A 25590-nucleotide genomic window follows, 5' to 3' on the forward strand; every position below is an offset into this window, starting at 1 on the left:
CGCTGCGCACCGCAGCTGATCGATGTGCGGGTTGACCGCGAAGACACTAGCGTACCGAAAAGGGACCTAAATGCGCCAAACGGGCTAAAACGCTGAGGAGGCGACCCAGCAATGGCAAAGGTCTTGTTCATCGTGAGCGGCGCTACCTACTGGGTGCTGAAGGACGGCACACGGTACGCGACCGGCTACTGGGCCGAGGAATTCGCCAACCCCTACAAGCTGCTCACCGACGCCGGCCACTCCGTCGTGGTGGCGACACCCGGCGGCGCCACACCCAACGTCGACATGATGAGCCTGCGCCCGTCCATGGCAGGCGGTGAACAGGGCGCCCTCGACCTGGAGGCCATCATCCGGGACGCGGAAGTCATGCGCCGACCGCTGCAACTGTCGGACGTGCGGCTGGAGGACTACGACGCCGTATACCTTCCCGGCGGCCACGGCCCCATGGCGGACCTGGCCTTCGACGCCGACGCGGGCCGCCTGCTCACCGCCCAACTGCAGTCGGGCAACCCGCTGTTCATCGTGTGCCACGCACCCGCCGCGATGCTCTCCACGCGGATCCACGGCGTCTCGCCCTTCGAGGGCTACAACGCCACCGGATTCACCAACGACGAGGAGGACGCCGTCGGCCTGGCCTCCCGGGCGACATGGCTGCTGGAGACGGACCTCAAGGAGAAGGTCGGCGTCAACTACAGCCGGGGCCCCATGTGGGAGCCGTACATGGTCGAAGACCGCAACCTCGTCACCGGCCAAAACCCGCACTCCGCCGCGGTATTGGGCAACCGCATGCTGGAAATCCTCAATTGACATCCTCTCCGCTCTAAAGGACGGAGATTCCCGCCTGACTGCCGGATGACCGGCTCGCCTTCGGGTGGGTTCCTGTTTCTTCGCGCTGTGCCGGGAGGAGTCCCGGTCTTACCCGCGCTCGGCAGGCTGACACTGCCAGTCCGGCAGCCTTCGCGACGTTGACCGCCGCATTGATGTCCCGGTCAAGCCGCGCCCCGCAGGCCCCGCACGTCCACGTACGAATGTGCAGCGGCTTGGGGCCGTCCTTGACGCCGCAGGCCGAGCACACCTGGGACGTGGGCTCGAATCGGCCGATGCGGTGGAAGGCGCGCCCGTACAGGGCGGCCTTGTACTCCAACATCGTCGTGAACGCCGACCATCCGGCGTCGTGCACGGACTTCGCGAGGCGGGTACGCGCCAGTCCCTTGACCGCCAGATCTTCCACTGCAACCGCTTGATTCTCACGGATGATCTTCATGGAGAGCTGGTGGTGGAACTCGCGCCGCGCATCGGCGGTCCGCGCGTGAACACGCGCAACCCTGACCCGGGCCTTCGCCCGGTTCTTCGACCCCTTCGCCTTCCGGCTGAGATCCTGCTGCACCTTCTTCAGCTTCTTCTCGGCCCGGCGCAGGAAGCGCGGGCTGTCGATCTTCGTGCCGTCCGAGAGAATCGCGAAGTGACCCAGGCCCAGGTCGATACCGACGACGTTGTCCGTGGCGGGAAGCATCTCGACGTCGGTCTCGACCACGAACGACGCGAAGTAACGGCCCGCACTGCACTTGACCACGGTCACCGTGGACGGAACCGACGGCAGGGAACGCGACCACTTCACGGACAGGTCGCCGACCTTGGGGAGCCGGAGCTTTCCGCCGGTCGTGATCCTCCATCCGGCATTGGCGGTGAACCGGACCGACTGCCGGCTGTCCTTACGGGACTTGAACCGGGGCACACCCATCTTCGGGCGCTTGCCCTTGAGGCCGTCGAAGAAGTTCTTGTAGGCGGCCTCCAGGTCCCGCAGGGACTGCTGCAACACGACCGATGACACCCCGGCGAGCCACGCACGCTCGGGAGTCTTCTTCGCGGCGGTGAGCTGCTTGGACAACTCCCCGGACGAAACGAACGGCAGCCCGGCGGCCCGGGCGGTCTCACGAGCCCGAAGAGCATCGTTGAAGACAACCCGAGCACACCCGAACGCCCTCGCCAACGCCATGCGCTGACCGGCACTCGGATACACGCGGAAGCTGTACCGAAGCTGCACGTCCATCATTTTGCCCTCTGGTCCATGTCACCACGATGGAATCCAAATCCCGACGTACGCACCGGCCCTCACGTCGTCCACAACCTGCACGTCCACTTGGTGAAGACGGGCCCTACGGCTGGTCCCGTCCGGCCCGGTTCGGTGCGTGCGGTGCGTGCGGTGCGTGCGGTGCGTCAGTAGCCGGTGCCGCGTTTGACCTGGGTCCGCTCGGTGCCGTGGGTCGCGCCCTTGGCGTCCAGCGTGCGGCACGCGTCGGCGATGTCCTGGCCCAGGCGGTCGATCTGCTCGCGGCTCATGGTCTCCTTGACCAGGGCGCGCATGATCTTCACCCGCTCCGCGTCGGGCGGGAGCGTGTACGCCGGGACCATCCAGCCCCGTTCGGCCGAGAGCTGCCAGGCGATGTCGGACTCGTCGTAGGCGTGCTCGCCGGCCAGGCGGAAGGCGACCAGCGGGAGTTGTTCGAGGTCGCTCCCGATCACCTCGAAGCGGCCGCTGTCGCGCAGGTTGTCCGCCAGGGCGCGGGCGTTCTCCTGCATCATCTTCATGACGTAGGTGTAGCCCTGCCGGCCGAGCCGTACGAAGTTGTAGTACTGCGCGAGCACCATCGACGCGCCCGTGGAGAAGTTCAGCGTGAACGTCGCGTCGGTCTTGCCCAGGTAGTTCTCGTAGAACACCAGGTCCTTGGCCAGGTCGGACTCCTCGCGGAAGACCAGCCATCCGATGCCGGGGTAGACCAGGCCGTACTTGTGTCCCGAGACGTTGATGGACCGTACCTGCTCGAGCCGGAAGTCCCATTTCGAGTCCGGGTAGAGGAAGGGCCACACGAACGCGCCGCTGGCGCCGTCGACGTGGATCGGGATGTCGAGGTCCCGCTTCTTGCGGACCTCCCGCAGGAGTTCGTCGATCCCGACGACATCGTCCTTGTGGCCGGTGAACGTGGTGCCGAGGACGGCGACGACACCGATCGTGTTCTCGTCGAGGTGGGGCTCCACGTCCTCCGGGCCGATCGTGTACTTGTTCTCGGCGAGCGGCACGATCCGCGGCTCGACGTCGAAGTAGCGGCAGAACTTCTCCCAGACGACGTGGACGTCTCCCCCGAAGATCAGGTTGGGCCGGTCGGTCGACAGGCCGGCCGCCTGGCGGCGCTCGCGCCACTTCCACTTCAGCGACAGCGCGCCGAGCATGATCGCCTCGGACGAGCCCTGGGTCCGGCAGCCGGCCGTCTTGCCCGGCGCGTGGAAGAGGTCGGCGAGCATGCGTACGCAGCGCTGCTCGATCTCGGCGGAGATGGGGTACTCCGCGTGGTCGATGAAATTGCGGTGGAGGTTCTCGGCGATCAGCCGTTGCGCCTCCGGCTCCATCCAGGTGGTGACGAACGTGGCGAGGTTGCGCTGCGGGTCGCCCTCCATGGCGAGGTCCACGTCCACGAGCCTCATGGCGTCCGTCGCGGCCATGCCCTCCTCGGGGAAGGTCTCCGCGGGGGCGGGCATGGTCAGGAACCGGTTGCCGAAAAGCTCTGCATCGTCACGTTTTGTCATATGGCGATTCAAGCAGCGTCGGGGTCCGGCCCCGGGCGAGGGACACGCCGGAAGGCAACCGTGCGCCGGTCACGAACGGGGCCTGGGCACGGGATCTCTGACGGTCCCTCGGTCCGCCGCCCGTACGAGACCGGTCGCTGGAGCGTGTCCCTTCAACCGGTCCGCGCGGGCGGTGTGACACCGAGCTGCTGCTCGGTGCGTTCGAGCCAGCTTTGGTACCAGTGCGCGAAGCCGTGTCCGGTCGGCTCGATTCCCCCGTCCGCCGGTCTCAGGTCCTCCCATATCGCACCTCGGTGGGGCCCCGTCATCACCATCAGCGACGCGTAGCCGCATCCCTGCTCGGCGAGGAACACCGCGCCCGCCTCCTGGGCGTCGTACAGCTCCTCGTAGCGCGCGTCCCAGGCCGCGTGCGCGTGAAGGAACTCGTCCTCGGTCGCATGGGCGTCCCGCTGCGGCTCCTGGGCATCGAGCGCGGCGATCTCGTTGTGCAGCGCCTCGGCCGTGAAGGGGCGTCCGGCGAACTCGGCGGTGGTCGGCTTTGCGGGGTAGGTGAGCCCGGTGCCGGTCCACTGCCATCCGTCGTCGCCCAGGACGGGTGTCATCAGGCCGTAGTCGGGGCCGGCTCCCCCTCCCGCGACGTGGAGGAGGAAACTCCGGTACTGCGCGGGCAGGCCGATGCCCAGGTCCGCCTCCAGTGCCCGGAGCCGTTCCTCGTCCAGGACCGGAGTGAGGCGGAAGCCGTGCCCCCGCGCCCCGAAGACCTTGTCCGCTCCGGGGTGTCCGGCGATCCGGAGCACCCGCTCCCGGACTCCCGCCCACGTGTCGTCGCTCATGGGCGAACGCTAGTAGGACGCGCACCGCACTGACATGCGATTTCCTGTGGAGCACGGGCCTGCCCCTGCTCATGCGTCTCGCCGTGACCGCACCCGGCTGTCGGCCATCGCCCCGGGCGGAGCCGAGCGGGGAGGGAGGCCGGGTCGGCCCGAAGTCTCCCCGGAAAGCAGACAGGGTCCACACAACGACCATGGGAGAGGCGGCTCTTGAGCCACTAGGCTGCCGCGATGCCGCTGTGCGAGACGCGCTCGGCAATGAACCGACGGGGGAAGAGACATGGCAGGCGGGGGATGGGGGCCGGGTCCGGGGCCTGGGCAACCAGGCGGCAACGGACCGGGCGGCCAGGGCTGGGGTCCTCCCGGGCCGCCGGCCAACAGCCCCTACGGGCCGCCGCCGGCCGGCGATCCCCACGGTCCGCCCGCGCCGCACCCGTATCCGCCCGGGAACCCGTATCCCTACGGCCGGCCGGCCCCGGCGCCCGCTCGCCCGCAGCGACGCCGCAGCCGCCTGTGGTACTTCTCCGCCCCGTTCCTCGCCGGCCTCGTCCTGCGCTCGGCGCACCGCGTCGCCACCCGCCTCTTCGTGCAGGAGGGCGAGGGCCGGATCGAGGACCGCACCGTGGACCGCGTCCAGGTGGCCCGCACGGTGCTAGGCGTCGCCGCCGCCCTCACGCTGGTCCTGGTCTACGGCGTGGATGCCGACCGCTGGGAGAACGCGGCGACCGAAGGCGTCGCCAACATGATCATCACCCCGGTTCTGCTGCTCTGCGCCGGCCCGCTGGTCATCCTCGGCTTCATCCTCTACGCACCCTCACACCTTCGCCCGCAGCTGCGCTCCCGGCTCCATGTGCCGCTCAAGGCGGTCGGCTGGTACCTGCTGACGGTGCTCGTCATCGGCGGTGTCCTGTACACGACGTCCCAGGTCGCCGTCGGGGACCGGAAGGACTGGTTCGTCTATGTGATGCTCCTGTTGTCGCTGGCCGTGATGGTGTGGGGTTTCCCCTTCTTCTTCCTGGCGTCGCTGTACTCCGCTCGCAGCGCCTTCAACACCGCCCACGTCCATCCGATGCTGCCGCCCGTGCTCACCGGAGTGCTGGTGTGGGTACTCGTGGTCTTCAACCTGATCGGCAGCGGCATGCCGCAGGGCCCGCCGGTCTTCCAGTTCTGCTCCCTGCTGGGCGGGCCGCTGTCGGTGACCGCCGTCTCGCTGTGGGAGCTGCGGCGGATGCGGACCCGGTTCGGGGTCACCGTCCGCGGCGGGGCGGGACCGGTCCCCTTCGGCGTCCGGTGAAGGCGAAGCGTTCAGGGCCTCACGTCCACGCCCGGCCGGAGGCGGTCCGCGGACGGCCGAGGACCGGCGTGCCGGATGCGTGCCGGGTGCTGCGGACGGTCACGGGGAACAGAGGGGCCTGACCGCCCTGTTCACCCGGCCGGCACCGCGGAAGCGGTGGTGGCCCGGCCTGCCGAGCCGTACACGGTGACGCTCGCGAGGGCCGGCGAGGACGGTTCGCCCGACGTCCGGACGCAGGCGCGAGCAGGGTTGCGACGCCACTTCGGCGCAGGTCGGTGCGTCCCTTGCCCCGGAGGATCCGAGCCTTACGGGCCGAGGGCGCGAGCCCCGATGCCCGCACCCGTGCCCGGCCGACGGACCGTGCGGCCGATCGGATGACCGGGCGGTGCGGCGTGGCAGGTGGGGGGCGGGGGCGGGCCTAGCCTGTCGCGCGTTCGGGCTTCCTCATCCGTGTCCGGACTTTCTCGCACCGGTCCGGAAGGAGTGTGGGGTGGCGTCTTCGTCCGGCATCCGTGGCCTGCTGCGGGTTCTGCTGGCTCTGTGCCTGTCGGCGGCTCTGCTGGCCGGCTGCGGTGGCGGAGGCGGCGGGACGGTGACGCTCAACTGGTACAACTTCCCCGACGACTCCGGTGCGCTGGCCAGTGCGGCCAGTGCCTGTTCCAAGCGGTCCGGGGGGCGTTACCGGATCAGTTACAACAAGCTGCCCCGTACCGCGGACGGGCAGCGCCAGCAGCTGGTGCGCCGGCTGGCCGCCAAGGACGACACGGTCGACATCATCGGGCTGGACGTCACATGGCCCGCCGAGTTCGCGGAAGCCAAGTGGATCCTGCCGTGGACCGGGAAGAACCGCGCCGCGGCCGTCCGGGACACCCTGGAGGTCCCGCTGCGGACGGCCACGTGGAAGGGCCGGCTGTACGCCGTCCCGTACAACACGAACACCCAACTGCTCTGGTACCGCAAGGATCTGGTCCCCACGCCGCCCGAGACGTGGGCCGAGATGATCCTGATGGCCGGCCGTCTGGCGAAGCAGGGCAAGCCGCACTACGTGGAGATCCAGGGCGCGCAGTACGAGGGGCTCACGGTCTGGTTCAACACGCTGGTGGAGAGCGCCGGCGGCTCCATCCTGAACGCGACCGCGACGGCTCCCCGGCTGGGACCGCCCGCCGTGCGCGCGGCCTCCGTCATGAAGACCCTGGCCACCTCGCCCGCGGCCGACCCGTCCCTGTCCAATCAGATGGAGGACCAGAACCGGCTGGCCATGGAGTCGGGCAGCGCTGCCTTCGAGATCAACTATCCGTTCGTGTATCCGTCGATGAAGGCCAACAACGCCAAGCTCTTCAAGCAGTTCCGCTGGGCGCCCTACCCGGCGGTCGAGAAGGGCCGGCCGGCCAAGCCCACCATCGGCGGCATCGACCTGGCCGTCGGCGCCTACTCCCGCCACTCCGCGTTCGCCTTCGAGGCGGCGCTGTGCCTGCGCAACCGGCAGAACCAGCTGACCGCGGCGCTCGAGGGCGGACTGCCGCCCACGCTGCGCCCGCTCTACTCGGACCCGTCGCTGGTCAAGGACTACCCCTTCGCCTCCACCGTTCTGGCGGCCCTGGAGAGCGCCAGCATCCGGCCCAAGACGCCCGCCTACCAGAACGTGTCCATCGCGATCTCGCACACCCTGTCGCCGCCGAACGGGATCGATCCGAGACCGGACGTGCAGAAGATCGGTGACCAGATCGAGGACGCCCTCGACTCGAAGGGGCTGATCCCGTGACCTCGTCGGCTCCGGCCTCCCCTCAGGCCGCACCGGTTCCCGAAGACCGCCGCGCCCTGTCCGAAGGGGCCCGGCAGGAGCGCCGGCTGGGCTGGCTGCTGTGCGCGCCCGCCGTGGTCGTCATGCTCGCCGTCACCGCCTACCCCATCGTCTACGCGATCTACCTCTCGCTCCAGCGCTACGATCTGCGCTTCCCGCAGCAGGCGCACTTCGTCGGCTTCAGCAACTACGGCGCCGTCCTGTCCTCCGAGTTCTGGTGGCAGGCCCTGTGGGTGACGGTGTTCATCACCGTGGTCTCCGTGGCCGTGGAACTCGTCCTCGGGTTCGCCCTGGCGCTGGTCATGCACCGCACCATCTTCGGCCGCGGGACGGTCCGTACCGCCATCCTGATCCCGTACGGCATCGTCACCGTCGTCGCCGCCTACTCCTGGCAGTACGCCTGGACCCCGGAGACCGGCTACCTGGCCGATCTGCTGCCCTCCGGTGACGCGCCGCTGACCGAGCAGTGGCCGGCCATCGGTCTGATCATCCTGGCCGAGGTGTGGAAGACCACGCCCTTCATGGCCCTGCTGCTGCTCGCCGGCCTCGCCCTGGTACCGGAGGAGACGCTGCGCGCGGCCCAGGTGGACGGTGCCGGTGCCTGGCAGCGCTTCTTCCTGGTGACCGTGCCGCTGATGAAGCCGGCCATCCTGGTCGCCCTGCTCTTCCGGACCCTGGACGCCTTCCGGATCTTCGACAACATCTACATCCTCACCTCCGGCGCGCACAACACCGGTTCGGTGTCCATCCTGGGCTACGACAACCTGTTCACCGCGCTCAACCTCGGTATCGGGTCGGCGATCTCCGTCCTCATCTTCCTGTGCGTGGCGCTGATCGCCTTCGCCTTCATCAGACTCTTCGGGGCGGCCGCCCCCGGTGCCCAGGAAGGGGGACGCTGATGTCCGCCGCAGGACGACGCCGGATGTCGGGATGGGCCGTGGTCAACATCCTCGTGATCGCCTACGCGCTCTTCCCGGTCTGGTGGATCATCGCTCTGTCCTTCAAGGACCCCAGCACCCTCACCGACGGCAGCTTCATCCCGACCAAGTGGACGTGGGAGAACTACCGCGGGATCTTCCAGACCTCCGAGTTCACCCGGGCGCTGATCAACTCCATCGGCATCGCCCTCATCTCCACAGTGATCGCGGTCGCGCTGGGCACCATGGCGGCCTACGCCGTCGCCCGGCTCCGGTTCCCCGGCAAGAGCCTGCTGATCGGGATGTCGCTGCTCATCGCGATGTTCCCGCCCATCTCGCTGGTCTCGCCGTTGTTCAACATCGAGCGGATCATCGGCATCTTCGACACCTGGACCGGGCTGATCATCCCGTACATGACGTTCTCCCTGCCGCTCGCGATCTACACCCTGTCGGCGTTCTTCCGGGAGATCCCCTGGGACCTGGAGAAGGCGGCCAAGGTGGACGGGGCCACCCCGGCGCAGGCGTTCCGGCTGGTGATCGCTCCGCTCGCGGCGCCGGGGGTGTTCACCACGGCGATCCTGGTGTTCATCTTCTGCTGGAACGACTTCCTCTTCGCGATCTCGCTGACCTCGACCTCGGCGGCCCGGACCGTGCCGGCGGCCATCGCGTTCTTCACCGGGAGCAGTCAGTTCGCCCAGCCCACCGGTTCGATCGCCGCCGCCGCCGTGGTGATCACCATCCCCATCATCGTGTTCGTGCTGCTCTTCCAGCGGCGCATCGTGGCCGGGCTCACCTCCGGGGCCGTCAAGGGCTGACCCGGCGGCAGCCGTTCGTCGGGAGAAGTTCGTCAGGACAAGAAGGACCGACCGTGGCAGAGATCGTTCTCGAAGGCATCACCAAGCGCTACCCCGATGGTGCGGTGGCGGTGAAGGACGTCAACCTCCGTGTCGAGGACGGTGAGTTCGTCATCCTCGTCGGTCCCTCCGGCTGCGGTAAGTCCACCACCCTCAACATGATCGCCGGGCTGGAGGACATCACCGAGGGAACCCTCCTGATCGACGGGGAAGTCGTCAACGACCGGACTCCCAAGGACCGTGACATCGCCATGGTCTTCCAGAGCTACGCCCTCTACCCGCACATGAGCGTGCGCGACAACATGGGTTTCGCGCTCCGGCTGGCCAAGGTGGACAAGGCGACCATCCGCGAGAAGGTCGAAGAGGCCGCCCGCATCCTTGACCTGACGGACCATCTGGAACGCAAGCCTGCCAATCTCTCCGGAGGCCAGCGCCAGCGCGTGGCCATGGGGCGGGCCATCGTGCGCAACCCGAAGGCGTTCCTGATGGACGAGCCGCTCTCCAACCTGGACGCGAAACTCCGTGTCCAGATGCGCACCCAGATCTCCCGTCTCCAGCAGCGTCTGGGCAGCACCACGGTCTACGTCACCCACGACCAGACCGAGGCCATGACCCTGGGCGACCGGGTGGTGGTGATGCGCGGCGGAGTCGTGCAGCAGATCGGAACCCCGCAACACCTCTACGAGCAGCCGAAGAACCTCTTCGTCGCCGGGTTCATCGGCTCGCCCGCGATGAACTTCCTGCACGCCACCGCGGAGGGCGGCAGGCTGCGCACGTCGGTGGGCGACCTCGACCTCAGCGACCGGCTGCGCCGCGTCCTCGAACGGCACGGCGCCCCCAGGGACCTGATCGTGGGGCTGCGCCCGGAGGCCTTCGAGGACGCCGCCCTGGTGGACCCGGCCAGGGGTGGATCGGGCACGACGTTCAGCGTCGACATCGACGTGGTCGAGTCGCTGGGTTCCGACGTCTACGCGTACTTCACCGAGGACGAGTGGCAGCCCACCGCGACCTCCGAACTCGCCGAGCTCGCGGCCGACTCGGGGACGACCGACACCGGCGCGGGCGGGCACCAGATCGTCACCCGTCTCGACGCCTCCACGCAGGTGCGTGAGGGCGGCCGGGCCGAACTGTGGGTGGACACCGCCAAGATGCACGTCTTCGACCCGACCTCCGGGGCCAACCTGACCCTGACCGACGAACCGGCCGACTGACCCGTCACCGACGGGACCGGAACGGGCGGGACCGGACGAGCCGACGCGACCGACGTCCGTGGTCTCCGCCCGGCCCTGGTACACGGGGGCACACGGGTCTGCCCGGCCACGGGGCCGGAACGGCCGGCCGGCGCCTTCCGGCGCCGGAAGCCGCGACAGGGTCGTACGCGTGCTCCCGCTCGTGGCCTCTCCCTGCTTCGGACGAAATCGCCTGCCGCACGCTCCACCGCCACCGGTGCCGTCCGTTCCCCGGAATGGGATTCCGCGCACCGCACACGGCGCCGATCCACCAAGAGGCTTTCCGCTTTCCGTTTTTGGATGAGGTCTCGTCCTCCGCGACCGTAAAGGACACCGTCCAGGCCGCTGAAGAAGGTCAAGAACCTGATCTCCGTCACGGGGATGGGGCTCAGCTAGCAGGAGTCGGCCATCGCCGCCCGCGCGCTGAGCAAGCAGGACATCCCCGTGACTCCTCCCCCTCATGAATGAGAGGGTTTCTCGCTACGCTGGGTTGGCGTCGCGACGGACCAGCCCGGCCCGTAGAACGTTGATCGCACCCACGGTGTCAGCGTGCGCGTTGTGGCCGCACGCCTGACAGTGGAACTTCTCCTGGGTGGGCCGGTTCTCCTTCGCGGTGTGCCCGCATTCGGGGCACCGCCGGGAGGTGTTGCGAGGGTCCACCGCTATCACTTGCCGTCCGGCTCCTTCCGCCTTGGCGGCCAGGATCGCGAGGAACACCCCCCATCCGACATCGGCGATCGAGCGGTTGAGTCCCGCCTTCGCTGCGGCCCCGTTGGGCAGGAAGCTGCCCGGCTGTGCGGGGTCCGGCCTGGCCGCGGGGACCTTGCTCATATTGCGGATCTCGAGGTCTTCATGCGCGATGAAGTCGTGCTCACGAACGAGACGAAGCGCGGTCTTGTGTGCATGGTCCAGGCGCTGACGGCGGACCTTGCGGTGCAGCCGGGCGAGTGTCTCCACGGCCTTGCGGCGTCGCTTGCTGCCGCGCTTGCGGCGGCTGAGGGCCTGCTGTGCGGCTTCGAGTTTCGCGGCGGCCTTCGCCGCGTGGCGGGGGTTGGGTATGAACTGACCGCCCGAGTCGGCGAGGAAGTTGGCTATGCCCATGTCGATGCCGACTACGGAACCGGTCTGCGGCAGGGGTTCGGGCTGGGCTTGTTCGGCGGTCAGGATGACGTACCAGCGGCGCTCTTCGCGCTTCACGCTGATCGTCTTGACCTTGCCGGCCACGGGCCGGTGCTGGTGCACCTTGACGTGTCCGACGCCTTGGAGGCGGACGCGGGTGGTGGGGTCGTGCGGGGTGGAGTCCCAGCGGCAGCCGTCGCCGTCCTTTGGGAAGTCCACGGTGTCGAACCGCTTACCCGAGCGAAAACGCGGATACCCCGGCTTGTCTCCGGCCTTCACGCGCCGAAAGAACGCCGCGAACGCCTTGTCCAGGCGGCGCAGGGTCGCTTGCTGGCTGGAGAACGACCAGCGGCCCTGACCCTCCGGGTCGAAGGCCCGGATGTCCTTGAGCTGCACAGACTGCTGCCCGTACCGGATCGTCGCCTTCGAGGCATGCCGGTAGGCGTCCCGGCGTTCCTGCAAGGCCCCGTTGTAGAGCGAGCAGTGATTGCGCAGCATCTCGCCGAGCGCGGCGGCCTGGCCCACGGTGGGCCGCATGAGGAACTTGTACGCACGGATCACCCGGCCCGCCCCCCTCTTTTCTGGTCGGCTCGCACGACCCTACTAAGTTTGTCCGCCAGTACATCGAGGGCCCAGAAGCGGCCCATCTGACCGTCATCGAAGAGAAGCAGCGAACTCCGGCACTACGCGCCTGCGATCCAAGGATGCGTTTCCCTCCCTGGCTGAAGCTGGGGATACCCACGCAAGATCAGGGATGGCGCATGGTGCGTGAGGGGCGGCGGGCCGTGCTGTGCGTGGCCATCCCCGCGGAGTACAACGGCCTGCTCTTCGACGGCGACACCTTCGCCGAACTGCTGCGGGAGATCCACGCCAGGCCCTGGGAGTGGGAACAGACCCCTCTGTGAGCCTTGAGGCGTGAGCCGTGAGGCATGAGCCGTGAGGCATGAGCCGTGAGGCATGAGCCGTGAGGCGTGAGGCGTGAGGCGAGCGTGCCTGGCCGCAGTCCTCGACGAGTGACCGCGGCCGGCACGGACCCGGCATGCCCTGGCGCGTGCCGGACACCACCGGGCAGACGAGACGCTGCGGACAGGACGCGCCCTGCCGGGTTCGTCAGCCGTCGACGTCGAGCATCGTGCCGTACAGCCGGTCCACCTTCATCCGGATGACCACCCGGCGCTCGGCGACCAGCTCCCGCAGGAACGCGGCTTCGTCCTCGGGCCTCTCGGCCTTCGGGATCAGCGCGAGCAGTTCCCGCCCGACCGCGTCTCCGGGCACCGTCGTGCTCTCGGAGGCCACGGCCTCGCCCTCGGCGACGGCGAACGACCACACGTCGCCGCCCGGTACGTGCAGCGCCGCCCGTGGATCGTGCCGCAGGTGGCGGACCTTGACGCGGTCGGCCGTGGTCGAGAACCGCAGGACGCGGGCCTCGGGGTCCCAGCTGTAGGCCATGGTCGTCAGATGGGGGTGGCCGCTGCGCCTGACGGTGGCGAGCGTGCCGAACCGATGGCGGCCGAGCAGGCCGGAAAGCGCTTCGTCGGACAGCGGTCGGGGTGCAGGTCGTTGAGTCATGCAGAGACCAACGCCCTTGTCGCTCCGCCCATTTCGCGCCGCTTCACGAGCCCGAAGCCCCCTTTCGCGACACGTCCCACGCCTTTGAGCGATTCCCCCTTGCCTAATGGTCAAGAATCGTTGACCATTGTGCGCATGCCTACCGACGATCTTCCCGAGACGTTTCACGTCACCACCGAGGACCAGCTGCGCGCCGTCTCCAACCTCACGCGGCACCGGATCATGGCCGTGCTCCGCTTCGAGCCCGCGACGATCACGCAGATCGCCGAGCGGGTGGGCCTGGCGAAGGGGAGTTCCAGCTACCACGTACGGCTGCTGGAGCGGGCCGGGCTGGTGAAGGTGGTGCGGACGCGGAAGGTGCGGGGGGTCACCGAGCGGTACTACGCGATGGCCGCACGGTCGATCGTGCTGCCGGATCCGGGCGAAGGCGGGCCGGACGTGCTGATGCGGCACGCGGTGGCGGACCTGGAGGCGGCACCGGCGGACAGCGAGCGGCACGTGGGCATGGCGCACCTGCGGCTCACCGAGGAGCAGTTCACGGAACTCGGGGAGCGGCTGCAGGCACTGGCGGAGGAGTACCGGGAGCTGTCCGACCCGTCGCTGCCGGACACGTCCCTCGTCTTCGCACTGTTCCACCCGGCATCACGCAAGCAGACCGAAGGCGAGCAGACCGAAGGAGACGCCAAGTGACCACAGACATACGGAAGTTGCCGGCCGGGTTCGGCCGGCTGTGGACCGCGCAGACGATCTCCTCGCTCGGTGACGGGGTGACGCACGCCGCGCTGCCGCTGCTCGCGCTGACCTTGACCCGCGATCCGATGGCGCTCGCCGTCGTCACGGCCGCCGGGACGCTGCCGTGGCTGCTCTTCGGGATACTCGGCGGTGCGCTGGTGGACCGCTGGGACCGCCGGCGCACGATGTGGGTCGCGGACGCGGCGCGTGCGGTGCTGCTCGCGACACCGGCGGCGGCAGCCGTGCTCGACGTGCTCAGCATCGCGCTGCTCGCGGCCGTCGCCTTCCTCCTCGGCCTCGGCGGACTCTTCTTCGACACGGCCGCCACGGCCTATCTGCCGGATCTGCTCGGCCGCGACCCCGCGCTCCTGGAACGCGCCAACTCCCGCCTGCGCGGCACCCAGACCGCCGCGTCCGGCTTCGCCGGGCCGCCCGCGGGCAGCGCCCTGCTCGCACTCGGTCGGGCGGTTCCCCTGCTCGCCGACGCGGTGTCGTTCGCGCTGTCCGCACTGCTCGTACGATCGCTGCCCACCGCGCCCCGGCCCGTACCGCAGGCGCGCGAGTCGCTGCTCAGTCAGGCGCGGGCCGGAGCCTCGTACGTCTTCCGGGACCGATTGCTGCTCGGGCTCGCGCTGCGTCCGGCGGTCGGGAACATCGCCTTCCTCGCCGTGGAGACCGTGCTGGCCCTCTTCGCGCACGACCGTCTCGGCATCGACACCTTCGGCTTCGGTCTGCTCCTCACCGCGGAGGCCACCGGCGGTCTGCTCGGCGCGGGCATCGCCTCCTTCCTCGGCCGGCGCCTCGGCACCGGCACCGCGCTGACCTGCACGGCCGCGGTCGAGGGGTTCGCCATCCTGGGTCTTGCCGCCGCCCCGAACCCGTACGCCGCGGGCCTCGCGCTCGCCGTCTGCGGAGCGGGCATGGGCGCCACGATGGTGCTCGGCCCCTCCCTGCGGCAGGCGATCGTCCCCGCGCACCTGATGGGCCGGGTCGCCTCCACCTCCCGCATGCTCGCCATGTGCGCCGCCCCCTTCGGCGCCTTCCTCGGCGGCTGGCTGGCCACCGCCTACGACGTGCGCACCCCGCTCTACGCCGCCGCCGGCCTCCTCCTGGCCATGACCGCCGTCACCGCGAGCATGACCGGCAACCGCCGGGTCGAGGCCGCGCTGAGCGCCGCTGCCGCGGCCGACGGCCCGGGCCACCCGGAACCCGGCGATCCCGTCCGGGAGGGCGCACCGGAGCGGCAGCAGCCCACCGAGGTCTCGGGGCGCTGACCACCGACCCGACGCGGCCGATGTACGGCCGGGACACGGCCCGTTCGCCGGGGCCGGGGGCGCGGCTGGCGTCGGGGATCAGGTGCTCGCCGGGGGACGCGACCGATGTCAGGCATCAGGTGCTCACCGGGGACGCGGCTGGTGTCGGGGATCAGGTGCTCACCGGGGACGCGGCCGGTGTCGGGGATCAGGTGCTCGCCGGGGGCGCGGTCGGCAGGGCCGGTAGGTGCGCTTCGGCGAGGGCCGTGCGCGCCGCCGCCCGGCGGGTCGGACACGTCGGACGCGGCCGGTGCGGCTATGTCGTCGGCCGTACGCGGGATCGGCACGGCACGTGAGAAGGCGACGAGGGCAGGATTCGAACCTACGTCCACCCGGGATCAGAGCCGGGCGCTCCTCCGCAGAGCTTCCTCGTCGCCACGGCGATCATGGCTGGGGCCGGCGTTCCGGGGCAACTTGTTTCTCCGGGGATCCGGGGCACGCGGTCACAGCCGCGGTCACAGCCACTCCCCCGCCGCCGCGCGCTTGCCGTTGCCGGAGAAGACGCCCGCCGACCGGAGGGCACTGGCCATGAGGGGGTCGGCCACGGCGACACCATGGACGAGTTCGGGTGTCCGGCGGAAGGCGACGGCCTCGGCGGCCGGCCTGGGGGCGGTCCAGGCGCCGGCGACGGGATCCCTCCGGTGCCGGGCGCAGACCGCCTCGACCAGCGAACGCGGGCATTCCTTCTCTCCCCGCAGCACCTCCCAGGGCAGCGGCAGCTCCGCCCAGATGTAGGTGTCCGGGTGCAGCCCGCCGCCGCTCATGCGGTGCCAGTACGCCACATCGGCAGCCATCAGACGGGGAACCTTGCCCGGGCAGAACCGGTCCAGGATGTCCTCCTGGCCCAGCTCGGACAGGATCGCGAACCAGTGCGCCCGGGCCGCATTCCACGCCTGCGCGGCCTGGTTCCACGTCGACGAGTCGTCGCCACGGCGCACGATCATCGTGTCGCGCTCCAGCGGGTGCCGGTTCCAGGCGTCCTCCAGCAGGTCCGCGACCTGGCGCAGGAAACGGTTCCAGCGGACCAGCAGCCGGGTGAGGTCCTCGTCGGAGACCGCGGCCAGCACCTCCGCGGTGGGATGCACGTGCGCGAGGGCGAACCAGCAGGTCCGCTCGGGCCGCGCGCGCAGACGCCGGAACAGCGCGTCGGCGACCTCGTCGTAGACCTGGCGCTGGCGGCCGTTGGTGAAGACGCTGCGCATGTAACCCCGCGCCGTGGCGTACGCGATGAAGGCCGCCGTGTCCGGGTCCGCGGCGAAGAGACCGTACGGCAGCTCGTGCGCGAGTGCTCCCTTGCCCGTCAACGTCACCTCGCGGCGCTGTTGTTCGTGGACCAGCCGCGCGAGTTTGGCCTCCATGCGGCGCAGGAGACGGAAGCGCTTGTTGTACTGGCGCTTGGAGACCTCGCCGAGGCCGGCGGCGGTGCGTTCGGCCCGGTCGAGACGGTCCATGCCGAAGTCGTTCTGGCCGTACGCGCGGCCGATGGACTCGCCCGCGCGCCGGATCACCGCCTCGATCCGCTCCGGATCGTCCGCGGCGCTGTCCCGGAGATCCAGAAGCTCCGGCACGTCCGTGAACAGGGTTGCCGCACGGGCGAGTTGGCGCTGGGCGCCGACCGGGCGGGCGAAGTCCTCCCGCATCGAGGTGTAGCCGTGCCAGAGGTTGCGCAGCGAGTGCTCGGCGGCCTTGCCGAGTGCCGTCTCGGTGGCCTCGTCGAGTTCGGTGCCCTGGGCCGCGTACAGATCCTGGATGAGCCGGGCCACGTCCTCCGGACGCTTGCGCAGGGTGAGAGAGGCGTGCAGTTCCCGGAGGATTTCTTCGGCGGTGGGCGACAGCATGGGCGTCACCTTGTCATTCCCCGGCCGCGTGCCCAACTGGATATCCACGGGCGGGACGGGCCGAAGCCCGGGACCCACCTCGGCACAGGAGGTTCGCCGAGCCCGGTGCAGCCAGGCCGTGCGGTCGCGGAGTTCAGGACGTGCGGTCGCGGGTCCGGGACGTGCGGTCGCGGAGTCCGGGACACGGCACCGGAACCCGGACCCGGACCGGAAAATGGCCGTGCCCCCGCGAACGACGTGCAGCATGATGCATGGATGATCACTGTCCGGCCCGTCCTGGAGATCCCGGGCCATGAGTCCTTCGGCCTGTGGCCGGTCTCGGACGTCGAGCCCTTCACCTTCCTGGCGCTCGACGGGACGCTGGCACCGGACGGCGTCGGCACCGCGGTGATGGCGCTGGCCTCCTGCAACGACCTCGATCCCGGGGACGACCGTCCACCGCGTCCCGACGACCCGCTCGGCGGCTTCCTCCATGGGCTGCTGACCATGGACCCGCTGTTCGCGGTGGGCGGGCTGCAGGTGACCGACACCGTCACCGGCACCCGTCTGGTGCCGGGCTGCTGCAGCGGGCTGGAGGACCGGGGCGACTGGTGGGACGTCCTCGACGGCGACGGCGGCGCCGCGTGGCTCGGTCACGATCCCTCGCCCTCCGCCGAACGCCACGGCTCCACGGTCCGCCTGACCGTCGACACCGCCGCGGACACCAGCCCCTGGATCGACGTTCCGGTGCCCGAACTGCGTCAGTTGCTGACGGCCGTGGAAGAGGATCTCGCCGACTTCCTGACCCTGGCCGCCCGTTGGGCCACCGAGCATCTGCCGGACCACTCGCAGCGCGTCGGCAGCGCGCTCACCCGCGCTTTGACGCTGCCGCCGAGGAACTGATCGGCGCGCCGGGCAGCGCGGTACATCTTGATCACGGTATCGGTGACGTCGTACCTTTCAGCCATCGGCTTCCGAAAGGGGGCCCGGCTGTCAGCCGTCATGTGCGTCCGTGGGGGGCATGCCATGGAGACCGAGGAGTCGACTCTTCTCAACCGGCAAATCGTGCAGAGGCATCCGCCTCGCTTCGGGTGGCAGCTGCTGCGGCTGGAATCCGTCGCCTCGTTCACCTGCAGTCGCTGCCATCAGACGAAGACGGCTCGTTCGGTTGCTGTTCCGGTGCACGGTTCCCAGATGCTGTGCTGCAACGGATGTTACGGGCGCGGCCTCTCGGAGAAGGCGGCCGTCCCTCCTCGCGGCACCTCCGAGCCGCGGGACACCCCGTCGGAGGACGAGGGCGAAACCGACGTGGTGATCCGGCAGTTCGATCCCGGTGATCCGCACGCGGTGGTCGAGGACGGGACCGCGGTCGAGTGGAAGTTCGTACTCCGCAAACGCCATCTGGCCGCCAGGCACTGCCCCCTGCCCCCACAGGTGGCACAGCAGCTCACCCAGGCAACCTCTTCGGCCATATCCCGCTACACGACCTGGTCTCCGAAGCTCACCATCATCTGCGGCGGACACCACAGAAAGCTTCTGCTGGAGACGCCCCTGCACGCTCGGCTCACGAAGGACCAGCGGCACCTGAAGCAGGTGGACTGGCAGCACGCAGGCATCATGACCGGCACGCGCATCACGGGCAGATGGAGCCCGGGGCAGAATCTCAAGCTGGTGGTCACCGCTCTTGAACAGCCCGTGGACGTGGCCGGGCGGAGAATGCTCCACGCATACGATCCCCGCATCGTGGCCCGCGAACTGGTCAAGGGCGGAAACCCGAAACGGGATGCCAACCTGTCCGAACTCGGGCGTCTCGTGCGGGACACCGTCCGGGAACTGGGCTACCTCGACGAACAGGGCCGCGCGCTCCTGCCGATGCGCAATCTGATCACCAACATCCGTACGTCGTCCCGCGGTTCTTCGTGGGCGAGCGACGCGATCCGCTCGTCCGTGAACGCGCTCATCGCCGACGGACACCTCACCTGGGAGACGGGAAGCCACGGAACCGACGGCACGCTCGACTTCCCCGCCCGGCCGGGACACGTAACGATCCGTCTGGTGTGCTACACACCCAACCTGCACCCGGCCCCGGTCGAGACCCAGCACCAGGTCGTGATCCTGCCCAGTACGACAGCCCGCCACGAGGTGGCCGGGCATCTCATGCAGATCGGCCACCTCGGCAAGACAGCGAGCGACGAAGCCAAGGCCGCATACGAGGAAGAGCACCGACGGGCCGGTCTCGCCGGATCGCACAGGGTCCCGAAAGGCTACACATTCGTCAAGAAGCATCAGCGGGGCAGCCGGGGGTAGGACCGTGCGGTGTCCCGGAGTTGTCGCCATCGGCACCGAAGCACTGCCTGAGCCCCTGGTCCGAGGGCCACTTGTCACGGCGGTGGGGTCGTTCCGCCCCGAGGGGACGACCTGCTGACCGACCAGAAGCGCCCCTGCCCGACAGCGTGATCACTTGGCGTTGTGCGGCGGGATCGCCTTGTCGGTGGTGCCGCATAGGGTGCACCCGACGATCAATGGCCGAGGGGGCAGGCGTGCGTGACGGGATTCGGTGGCTGGTCGATCTGGAGCACTGGATGTCCAGCGTGGTGTTCGCGCGCGGGATATCCGCGCGGGAACTGGCGGTGCGCATGGGAGGCGACCGGGACGGCGCGACCGAGCCGATCACCGACGCCGAAGCCTGGGGCCTCGGCCAGTGGTACAGGCCCGGCGAGGAAGACGATGGTGTCGTACGGGTCGGGGAACATGACGGCTGGTCGTTCGCCCTGGAGTACGGGGACTCGACCGGTGGGGACCGCTTGGCGGAGATCTCCCGGGAAGGCGTCGAAGCCGTCCACTACGTGCCGATGCAGGAGCACCCGCCGGCCACCGTCTTCTACGCCCGGGACGGCGTGGAACTCTGCGGCTTCGGACTGGGCGAGGAGATATGGCGCTGGGGTCAGGAGCCCGACCTGCTGCTTCCCGACCTCGTCGACGGGCACGTGCTGCGGCCCGACGGAACACTCGTCGCGCCCGAAGACGAGCACTACGCGGATACCTACCGGCGCACCCTCGGCATCATCGAGCAGCGGTTCGGCCTCTCGCTCCCACCGGCCTGTCTGAAGGAAGCCCGCCTGCCGGCCTATGCGGTTCGCGGCACCCCGAGCATGCGCATCTGAGCCGTCGCAGCGGCCGACCGATCTGACGGGCGTGCCGCTGACCGCTCCGCCGGACAGGAACGTCTCACCAGTGGCCGCATTCGATCGGTGTGCGGCCCGATGCGGCCGCCTCTTTCCGGAGGCATATTCAGCGGGGTGCGCTGCTCCCAGCCTTGCGCGGGCCATGTCATGGCCCTTATAACCGTCCGTGCAGGCATCGGTGGGGATGGCCGGAAATGGCAGGTGCCGTCGGCCAGGGGGATCCTCAGCTCCGCCGGGATCAGCAGCAGCGTACGCAGACCCACGGAGAGCCGAGGACATGACCGACAACGCCTTTCGCGATGCCATGACCCGCCTTGCCGTCGACCCGGCTTTCAGGGCCGAACTCGACGGTGACACCGAGGAGGTGGCCCGAAGACTGGGCCTGACACCCGCGCAGGTCGGCGAACTCCGCGCCCTGCGCGTCGAGTCCGGCACCACCGCGGGACCGGCCGCACTCGACCCGCGCCTGTCCAAGTCGTCCCTGTTCTTCGGGGGCGCGGCACACGCGTTGGCCCACCATGACGTTCCGGATGTCCCCACCGACCATGTGCCGGGAGATTCCGCCTCCGTCGATCACACGCCCGAACTGCCCTTCTCCGCCGACGCCCATGAGAGCGCCGGCGGCTTCGACGTCTCTGCCACCGGCGCCCAGAGCCTGCTCGGCGGCGGGCTCGGCCAGGAGTCGCCGGCCGATGTGGGCGGCGGGTTCGGCGACTTCGGTGACTTCGGTGACCGCGGAGGGTTCGGGAACGAGGCCGGGACGGACCTCGGCGGGCTCGGAGGACTCGGAGGGCTCGGAGGGCATGCCGGCGGGGGCTCCGACGGCGGCATGGGTGACTTCGGCGGGCTCGGCGACGGCGGCTTCGGTACTGGCGGTTCCGATGGTGGCCTCGGGGGTGGTGGCTTGGGTGACGGCGGCCTCGGTGGTGGTGGCTTCGGCGACGGCGGTACCGGTGGTGGCTTCGGCGACGGTGGTCTCGGGGGCGGTGGTGGCGACGGCGGGTTCGGTGGATTCGGTGACGGTGGGTTCGGCGGCGGTGGCCTCGGTGACGGCGGTACCGGGGGCGGCTTCGGTGACGGTGGGTTCGGGGGCGGTGGCGACGGCGGCCTCGGCGGGTTCGGTGACGGTGGGTTCGGCGGCGGGTCCGGCGGTGGCTTCGGTGACGGTGGTGCCGGATCCGGTGGCGGGTTCGGTGACCTCGGCGGTCACGGGGGCGGCTTCGGTGGCGAGGGCGGCGGCGACGGCCACTTCGGGCACGGCGGCATCTACGACCGCGGCGAGGGTGACGGCGGCGGTGGGGACAGCGGTGGTGGGGACAGCGGTGGCGGCGGAGACAGCGGTGGCGGTGGCGGTGGTGGCGATCAGGAGAACACCGGACGCCGGCCGGGCGGCGGGAGCGGCGGCGGCGAGGGTGGCGGCAGCGGTGGTGGTGAGGGCGGCGGCGGAACCGGTGACGGTGGCTCCGGGCACGGCGGTTCCGGCGGGGGCGACGGCGGCGGTTCCGGTGGCGGCGACGGTGGGGGTTCCGGTGGCGGGGGCGGCGAAGACGGTGGCGGGCACGGTCACGACGGCGGCTCCGGTGGTTCCGGTGGGGGCGGCGAAGGCGGCGGCAGTGGCGGCGGCGACCAGGAGAACACCGGGCGGCGGCCCGGCGGCGGCGGTGGCGAACCCGGTGGTGGCGACGGCAGCGGCGGCGGGGGTGACCAGGAGAACACCGGGCGCCGACCCGGTGGCGGCGGCGGGGAACCCGGCGGTGGCGACGGCGGGGGCGGTGAAGGCGGCGGCGGTGGCCGCGCGGGCGTCCTCGGCGGTGCCGAGCGCGTACGCGGCGGTGTGAGCGCCCCCGGCCTCGACGGCATCTCCACCCACCTCTCGCCCTCCGCGCCCGACACGGACGGCGGCTTCTCCGGCGGAGCCCCGCTCAGCGGCTCCGCGGGCTGAGCCGGCGCATGCTCTGCCACGCCTGTCGCGTCCACGTGCGGCGCGACTTCCCGTACTGCCTGCACTGCGGCACCCTGCGCCGCGGCGCGGCACCGACGTCGTACGCCGCGCCGCACCTGCGCGGCCTCGACGACCCCGCCCTGCTCGTCCCGCTCACCGGCCCGGTCACCACGCTGGGCCGGGGCGCGGACAGCGACGTCGTCCTGGCAGACGCCAGCGTGTCGCGCCGCCACGCCCGGATCGTCCGTACGGAGTCGGGTTTCCGGATCGAGGACCTGGACTCGTTCAACGGCACGGCCGTCGCGGGCGTCGACCTGCACGGCGGCGCGGCCCACCTCGCCGACGGCACCGAGCTGTGCGTCGGTGACGTACGTCTGGTGTTCGAGCAGCCCCGCGAGGCCCACATCGGTCAGCGCACCGAGGTCGTCGGCACCCAGTTCACCCAACTGCCCACCGCCGCACAGGAGGAGGCGGCGCCGGAGGCGAACGGCCCGCTCACCGCTCGTCCGCGCCGCCGCTCCGGCTGGGCGCTCAAGCAGCTGCCCACCGACCGCGGTGAGGCCCGCTGGGTGCTGAACAACACCCGCACCGGCCGGTACTTGGAGCTGGACGAGCGTCAGGTCTTCCTCTGGAACGCGGTCGACGGCGAGAACACCGTGCGGGACCTGCTGTTCGTCTACGCCGACCGCTACGGCGAACTCGCCCTCCCGCGTATCGAGTCGGCGCTCGCCGCGTTCGCGGACGCGGGGCTGCTGCGCGGGCTGCCCGGCCGGCCCGAGGAGGCGGCGCGGACGGGCTGGCGGCGCGCGGGACACGCCGTGTACCGGGCGCTGTTGAAGCTGGAGGTCTCCGTCCCCGGCCTCGACCGGGTCGTCACCCGCCTCTACCAGGCCTTCGGCTGGCGGCTGTTCACCCGGACCGGGGTGACGCTGGTCTGGCTGTCGGTGGCCGGCGGTCTGGTCGCGTTCTTCGCCGCGCAGAAGCGGCAGCATCTGCTGGACTTCGGCGGGGCGGGCGTCTGGGGTCCGGTGCTCCTGGCCGCCGGGTACATATCCGCGCTGGTCGTCCACGAGCTGACGCACGCGCTGGCCGTGGCCTCGTACGGCCGCAAGGTCCGGCGCGGCGGGTTCCTGCTCATGATGGGGATGCCGTTCGCGTTCGTGGACACCAGCGACATGTGGTTCGGCACCCGCTGGTCACGCGTGGTCGTCGCGCTGTCCGGGCCGCTGTCGACGGCGGCGCTGGCCGGATGGTGCGCGGCCGGCGCAGCCGTCCTGCCCGCCGGACCGGCCTCGGCCGTCCTGTTCCATCTGGCCTTCGGGCTCTATCTGAACACGCTCTACAACTTCAACCCCCTGATGCCGCTGGACGGTTACCAGGCCCTGACCGACGCGCTGCGCGTGCCGCGGCTGCGGGAGGAGGCGAGCGCGTACTTCCGCAAGGGCCTGTGGCAGGACCTGCGCGCGGGCAGCCGGCCCGGCCCGCGGCAGGCGGGCATGGCCGCGTACGGCCTCGCGGTCGTCGTCGGCACGTACGGCTTCCTCGTCCTGGCCCTGCTGGCCTGGCGCTCCCGGATCGGCGGTCTGCTGGAGGGGTGGCTGTCCCCGGCGTGGACCACGGTCGTCGAGGCCGTCGTGGTGGCCCTGGTGGCCTTCCCGGTGTGGTCCGCTCCGGTGCGGTGGCTGGTCCGCAGGGTGCGGCGCCTGCGTGAGGCGCGCGGCGCGGCGCCGGCTTCGGCGATGGGCGCGACCGCGGCCGCGGCCGTGGAGGGGACCGCATGACCGGGAACGGCATGAGCGAGGACGGTATGAGCGAGGACGCCGGCGGGCGCGGCCCGTGGGCCGTGTCCGGCTACGAGGAGGTGCGTACGCTCGGCGAGGGCGGCGGCGGACGGGTCGTCCTGGCCCGGCACACCGTGACCGGGGTGCCGGTGGCGGTCAAGTACCTCGGTGAACGCCTGCGCGGCGACCGGGAGTTCCTTGCCCGCTTCCGCGCGGAGGCCAGGCTGCTCGGCGAGTTGCGGCACCCGTGCGTGGTGCGGCTGTACGAGTACGTCGAGGCGCGCGGCGGTGCGGCGATCGTGATGGAGGTGGTGGACGGCGTCAGTCTGCGCCAACTGCTGCGCCGGCACGGGGCGACCGGTCCCGAGGCCGCTCTGGTGCTGCTCAAGGGCTCGCTGCTGGGCCTGGGCGCGGCCCATGCGGCCGGGGTGGTCCACCGCGACTACAAGCCGGAGAACGTGCTGGTCCGCGCCGACGGTACGAGCGCGCTCGCCGACTTCGGGATCGCGGTGCGCGAGGGACGCGAGACCGAGGCGGCCGGCACGCCCGCCTACATGGCGCCCGAGCAGTGGCAGGGCGAACCGGCGAGACCGGCCGGCGACGTGTACGCGGCGGCGGCGGTGTTCCACGAGTGCCTGACCGGACGCCGCCCGTTCGCCGGAGACGACGTGGCCGCGCTGCGCCTGCAGCACCTGCGGGCCCCCGTCCCCCTGGAGGACGTACCCGCTCCTGTACGGGGTCTGCTGCGCCGGGGGCTGGCCAAGGACCCGGCGCAACGGCCGGGCATCGAGGCCTTCCTGGCCGATCTGGAACGGTCCGCCGTCGAGGGGTACGGGGCCGGCTGGGAGGAGCGCGGACGCCGCAGGCTCGCCGAACTCACCGCGCTGCTCGCCCTGTTGTTCCCGTTCACCGCGACCGCGACGCTCGAAGCGCCGGCACAGGCGCTGACGCTGCTGGGGCGGGTGAAGCGGAGCGGCTGGAAGGCCGCCGTCGGGGCGGCCGCGCTGGCGTTCGTGGCGGGCGGGGTGACGTCCGTGGCGGCCCGGCCGCACGACACGTCGACGACGGTGGCCAGTTCGGTGCCCTCGGACCTCGACTCGCCTACGCCGTCGCCTTCTTCGCCCTCCGCCTCGGTGTCCGCGTCCGGTGCCTCACCGACGGCGGACACCACCCCGTCCGAATCCTCTTCGGACAGCCCGTCGGCCTCCCCCACCCCCACGGCGAGTGCCGCCCCGCCGGCCGAGTCCCCCACGCCGACGGCCGCGAGCCCGGCCGCGCCCGCACCGGGCACGGTCACGATCGGCGTCGGCTCCTGGCAGCGGGGGCAGACCCCCGGCACGCTGGTCGCCGCCGTCACCGTCGACACGACCGGCACCGGGCCCGTGACCGTCACGGCCGACTACTACGTGGACACACCCGCCAGTCCCTACGGCAACCAGACCCGGGTGCTGTCCGGCGGCACGCACTACGCCGTGACCTTCGTGGCCGACTTCGCCAACCACCCGTGCCGGGGCACCTGGAAGGTCACGCTCACCAGCACTCCGGCCGCCGCGAACGGACCGCAGACGGCTTCCCTGGACGCGCCGCCGTGCTGAGCGCCGTACAGGGCGAGGACACCGCGCAGA

At 70.6% G+C, this 25590-nt stretch carries 21 protein-coding genes and 1 tRNA gene; 14 read left to right on the forward strand and 8 right to left on the reverse strand.

Going from position 1 to position 25590, the window contains the following annotated elements; genetic code table 11:
• Nucleotides 1-111 precede the first annotated feature (111 nt).
• Nucleotides 112-807 carry a type 1 glutamine amidotransferase domain-containing protein gene (locus ACFYYF_RS29495; RefSeq protein WP_388780574.1) on the forward strand — a complete coding sequence of 232 codons (696 nt, stop codon included), beginning with the start codon at nucleotides 112-114 and terminating at the stop codon, nucleotides 805-807.
• A gap of 13 nt (nucleotides 808-820) precedes the next feature.
• Here ACFYYF_RS29495 and ACFYYF_RS29500 read toward each other — a convergent pair whose 3' ends face one another.
• From ACFYYF_RS29500 to ACFYYF_RS29510, 3 genes are all read right to left on the reverse strand, one after another.
• Entirely contained in the window at nucleotides 821-2044 is a 1224-nt protein-coding gene (locus ACFYYF_RS29500) for an RNA-guided endonuclease InsQ/TnpB family protein (RefSeq protein ID WP_388780575.1), read from the reverse strand.
• 173 nt (nucleotides 2045-2217) lie between these two features.
• On the reverse strand, nucleotides 2218-3582 hold the full coding sequence (locus tag ACFYYF_RS29505; RefSeq protein WP_388780576.1) for a glutamate decarboxylase: 1365 nt from the start codon (nucleotides 3580-3582) through the stop codon (nucleotides 2218-2220).
• 152 nt (nucleotides 3583-3734) lie between these two features.
• The gene (locus ACFYYF_RS29510; protein ID WP_388780577.1) at nucleotides 3735-4415 is read right to left on the reverse strand and encodes an SMI1/KNR4 family protein; all 681 of its coding nucleotides are present in this window, start codon (nucleotides 4413-4415) and stop codon (nucleotides 3735-3737) included.
• Nucleotides 4416-4692: 277 nt separating this feature from the next.
• On the opposite strand from ACFYYF_RS29510, the gene ACFYYF_RS29515 reads away from it, so the two are divergent.
• From ACFYYF_RS29515 to ACFYYF_RS29535, 5 genes are all read left to right on the forward strand, one after another.
• Nucleotides 4693-5706, forward strand: a complete 1014-nt coding sequence (locus ACFYYF_RS29515) for a hypothetical protein (protein WP_388780578.1) — start codon at nucleotides 4693-4695, stop codon at nucleotides 5704-5706.
• 490 nt (nucleotides 5707-6196) lie between these two features.
• Nucleotides 6197-7468, forward strand: a complete 1272-nt coding sequence (locus ACFYYF_RS29520; protein ID WP_388780579.1) for an ABC transporter substrate-binding protein — start codon at nucleotides 6197-6199, stop codon at nucleotides 7466-7468.
• Nucleotides 7465-8406 (forward strand): carbohydrate ABC transporter permease, encoded by a 942-nt coding sequence (locus ACFYYF_RS29525; protein ID WP_388780580.1) that lies wholly within the window; start codon nucleotides 7465-7467, stop codon nucleotides 8404-8406. The genes ACFYYF_RS29520 and ACFYYF_RS29525 overlap by 4 nt, the downstream gene beginning before the upstream one ends.
• A complete protein-coding gene (locus tag ACFYYF_RS29530) occupies nucleotides 8406-9239 on the forward strand; it encodes a carbohydrate ABC transporter permease (RefSeq protein WP_361692836.1) in 834 nt (277 codons plus the stop codon). The genes ACFYYF_RS29525 and ACFYYF_RS29530 overlap by 1 nt, the downstream gene beginning before the upstream one ends.
• Nucleotides 9240-9292: 53 nt before the next feature.
• Nucleotides 9293-10489, forward strand: a complete 1197-nt coding sequence (locus ACFYYF_RS29535; protein WP_388780581.1) for an ABC transporter ATP-binding protein — start codon at nucleotides 9293-9295, stop codon at nucleotides 10487-10489.
• A gap of 498 nt (nucleotides 10490-10987) precedes the next feature.
• Here the strand turns inward: ACFYYF_RS29535 and ACFYYF_RS29540 are convergent, their stop codons facing one another.
• Nucleotides 10988-12187, reverse strand: a complete 1200-nt coding sequence (locus ACFYYF_RS29540; protein ID WP_388780582.1) for an RNA-guided endonuclease InsQ/TnpB family protein — start codon at nucleotides 12185-12187, stop codon at nucleotides 10988-10990.
• 200 nt (nucleotides 12188-12387) lie between these two features.
• Between ACFYYF_RS29540 and ACFYYF_RS29545 the strand changes: the two genes are divergently transcribed.
• A complete protein-coding gene (locus ACFYYF_RS29545) occupies nucleotides 12388-12531 on the forward strand; it encodes a hypothetical protein (RefSeq protein ID WP_388780583.1) in 144 nt (47 codons plus the stop codon).
• 205 nt (nucleotides 12532-12736) lie between these two features.
• Here ACFYYF_RS29545 and ACFYYF_RS29550 read toward each other — a convergent pair whose 3' ends face one another.
• Entirely contained in the window at nucleotides 12737-13195 is a 459-nt protein-coding gene (locus ACFYYF_RS29550) for a TIGR03618 family F420-dependent PPOX class oxidoreductase (RefSeq protein WP_388780584.1), read from the reverse strand.
• Nucleotides 13196-13330: 135 nt separating this feature from the next.
• On the opposite strand from ACFYYF_RS29550, the gene ACFYYF_RS29555 reads away from it, so the two are divergent.
• Nucleotides 13331-13885, forward strand: a complete 555-nt coding sequence (locus tag ACFYYF_RS29555; RefSeq protein WP_388780585.1) for an ArsR/SmtB family transcription factor — start codon at nucleotides 13331-13333, stop codon at nucleotides 13883-13885.
• Nucleotides 13882-15201, forward strand: a complete 1320-nt coding sequence (locus ACFYYF_RS29560) for an MFS transporter (protein ID WP_388780586.1) — start codon at nucleotides 13882-13884, stop codon at nucleotides 15199-15201. Before ACFYYF_RS29555 ends, ACFYYF_RS29560 begins: the two co-directional genes overlap by 4 nt.
• 340 nt (nucleotides 15202-15541) lie before the next feature.
• Here ACFYYF_RS29560 and ACFYYF_RS29565 read toward each other — a convergent pair.
• Nucleotides 15542-15614: transfer RNA gene (locus ACFYYF_RS29565), tRNA-Gln, on the reverse strand.
• Nucleotides 15615-15695: 81 nt separating this feature from the next.
• The gene (locus tag ACFYYF_RS29570; RefSeq protein WP_388780587.1) at nucleotides 15696-17078 is read right to left on the reverse strand and encodes a hypothetical protein; all 1383 of its coding nucleotides are present in this window, start codon (nucleotides 17076-17078) and stop codon (nucleotides 15696-15698) included.
• Nucleotides 17079-17333: 255 nt separating this feature from the next.
• Between ACFYYF_RS29570 and ACFYYF_RS29575 the strand changes: the two genes are divergently transcribed.
• The 3 genes from ACFYYF_RS29575 to ACFYYF_RS29585 all read left to right on the forward strand — a co-directional run bounded on the left by ACFYYF_RS29575 (nucleotide 17334) and on the right by ACFYYF_RS29585 (nucleotide 20221).
• Nucleotides 17334-17960: a hypothetical protein gene (locus tag ACFYYF_RS29575; protein WP_388780588.1), complete on the forward strand. Its 627-nt coding sequence runs from the start codon at nucleotides 17334-17336 to the stop codon at nucleotides 17958-17960.
• A 276-nt stretch (nucleotides 17961-18236) separates the two neighbouring features.
• Nucleotides 18237-19364: a hypothetical protein gene (locus ACFYYF_RS29580; protein ID WP_388780589.1), complete on the forward strand. Its 1128-nt coding sequence runs from the start codon at nucleotides 18237-18239 to the stop codon at nucleotides 19362-19364.
• A gap of 233 nt (nucleotides 19365-19597) precedes the next feature.
• Nucleotides 19598-20221, forward strand: a complete 624-nt coding sequence (locus ACFYYF_RS29585) for a DUF6461 domain-containing protein (RefSeq protein ID WP_388780590.1) — start codon at nucleotides 19598-19600, stop codon at nucleotides 20219-20221.
• Between the two features lie 259 nt (nucleotides 20222-20480).
• Here ACFYYF_RS29585 and ACFYYF_RS29590 read toward each other — a convergent pair whose 3' ends face one another.
• Nucleotides 20481-22112: a hypothetical protein gene (locus tag ACFYYF_RS29590; protein ID WP_388780591.1), complete on the reverse strand. Its 1632-nt coding sequence runs from the start codon at nucleotides 22110-22112 to the stop codon at nucleotides 20481-20483.
• Between the two features lie 80 nt (nucleotides 22113-22192).
• Between ACFYYF_RS29590 and ACFYYF_RS29595 the strand changes: the two genes are divergently transcribed.
• Both ACFYYF_RS29595 and ACFYYF_RS29600 read left to right on the forward strand, forming a co-directional pair.
• Complete coding sequence (locus ACFYYF_RS29595) at nucleotides 22193-23965, forward strand: FHA domain-containing protein (RefSeq protein WP_388780592.1); 1773 nt, start codon at nucleotides 22193-22195, stop codon at nucleotides 23963-23965.
• A complete protein-coding gene (locus ACFYYF_RS29600; protein WP_388780593.1) occupies nucleotides 23962-25560 on the forward strand; it encodes a serine/threonine-protein kinase in 1599 nt (532 codons plus the stop codon). The genes ACFYYF_RS29595 and ACFYYF_RS29600 overlap by 4 nt, the downstream gene beginning before the upstream one ends.
• The last annotated feature ends 30 nt before the right edge of the window (nucleotides 25561-25590 follow it).

It is taken from the genome of Streptomyces sp. NPDC001914, assembly GCF_042891215.1.
GTDB lineage: Bacteria > Actinomycetota > Actinomycetes > Streptomycetales > Streptomycetaceae > Streptomyces.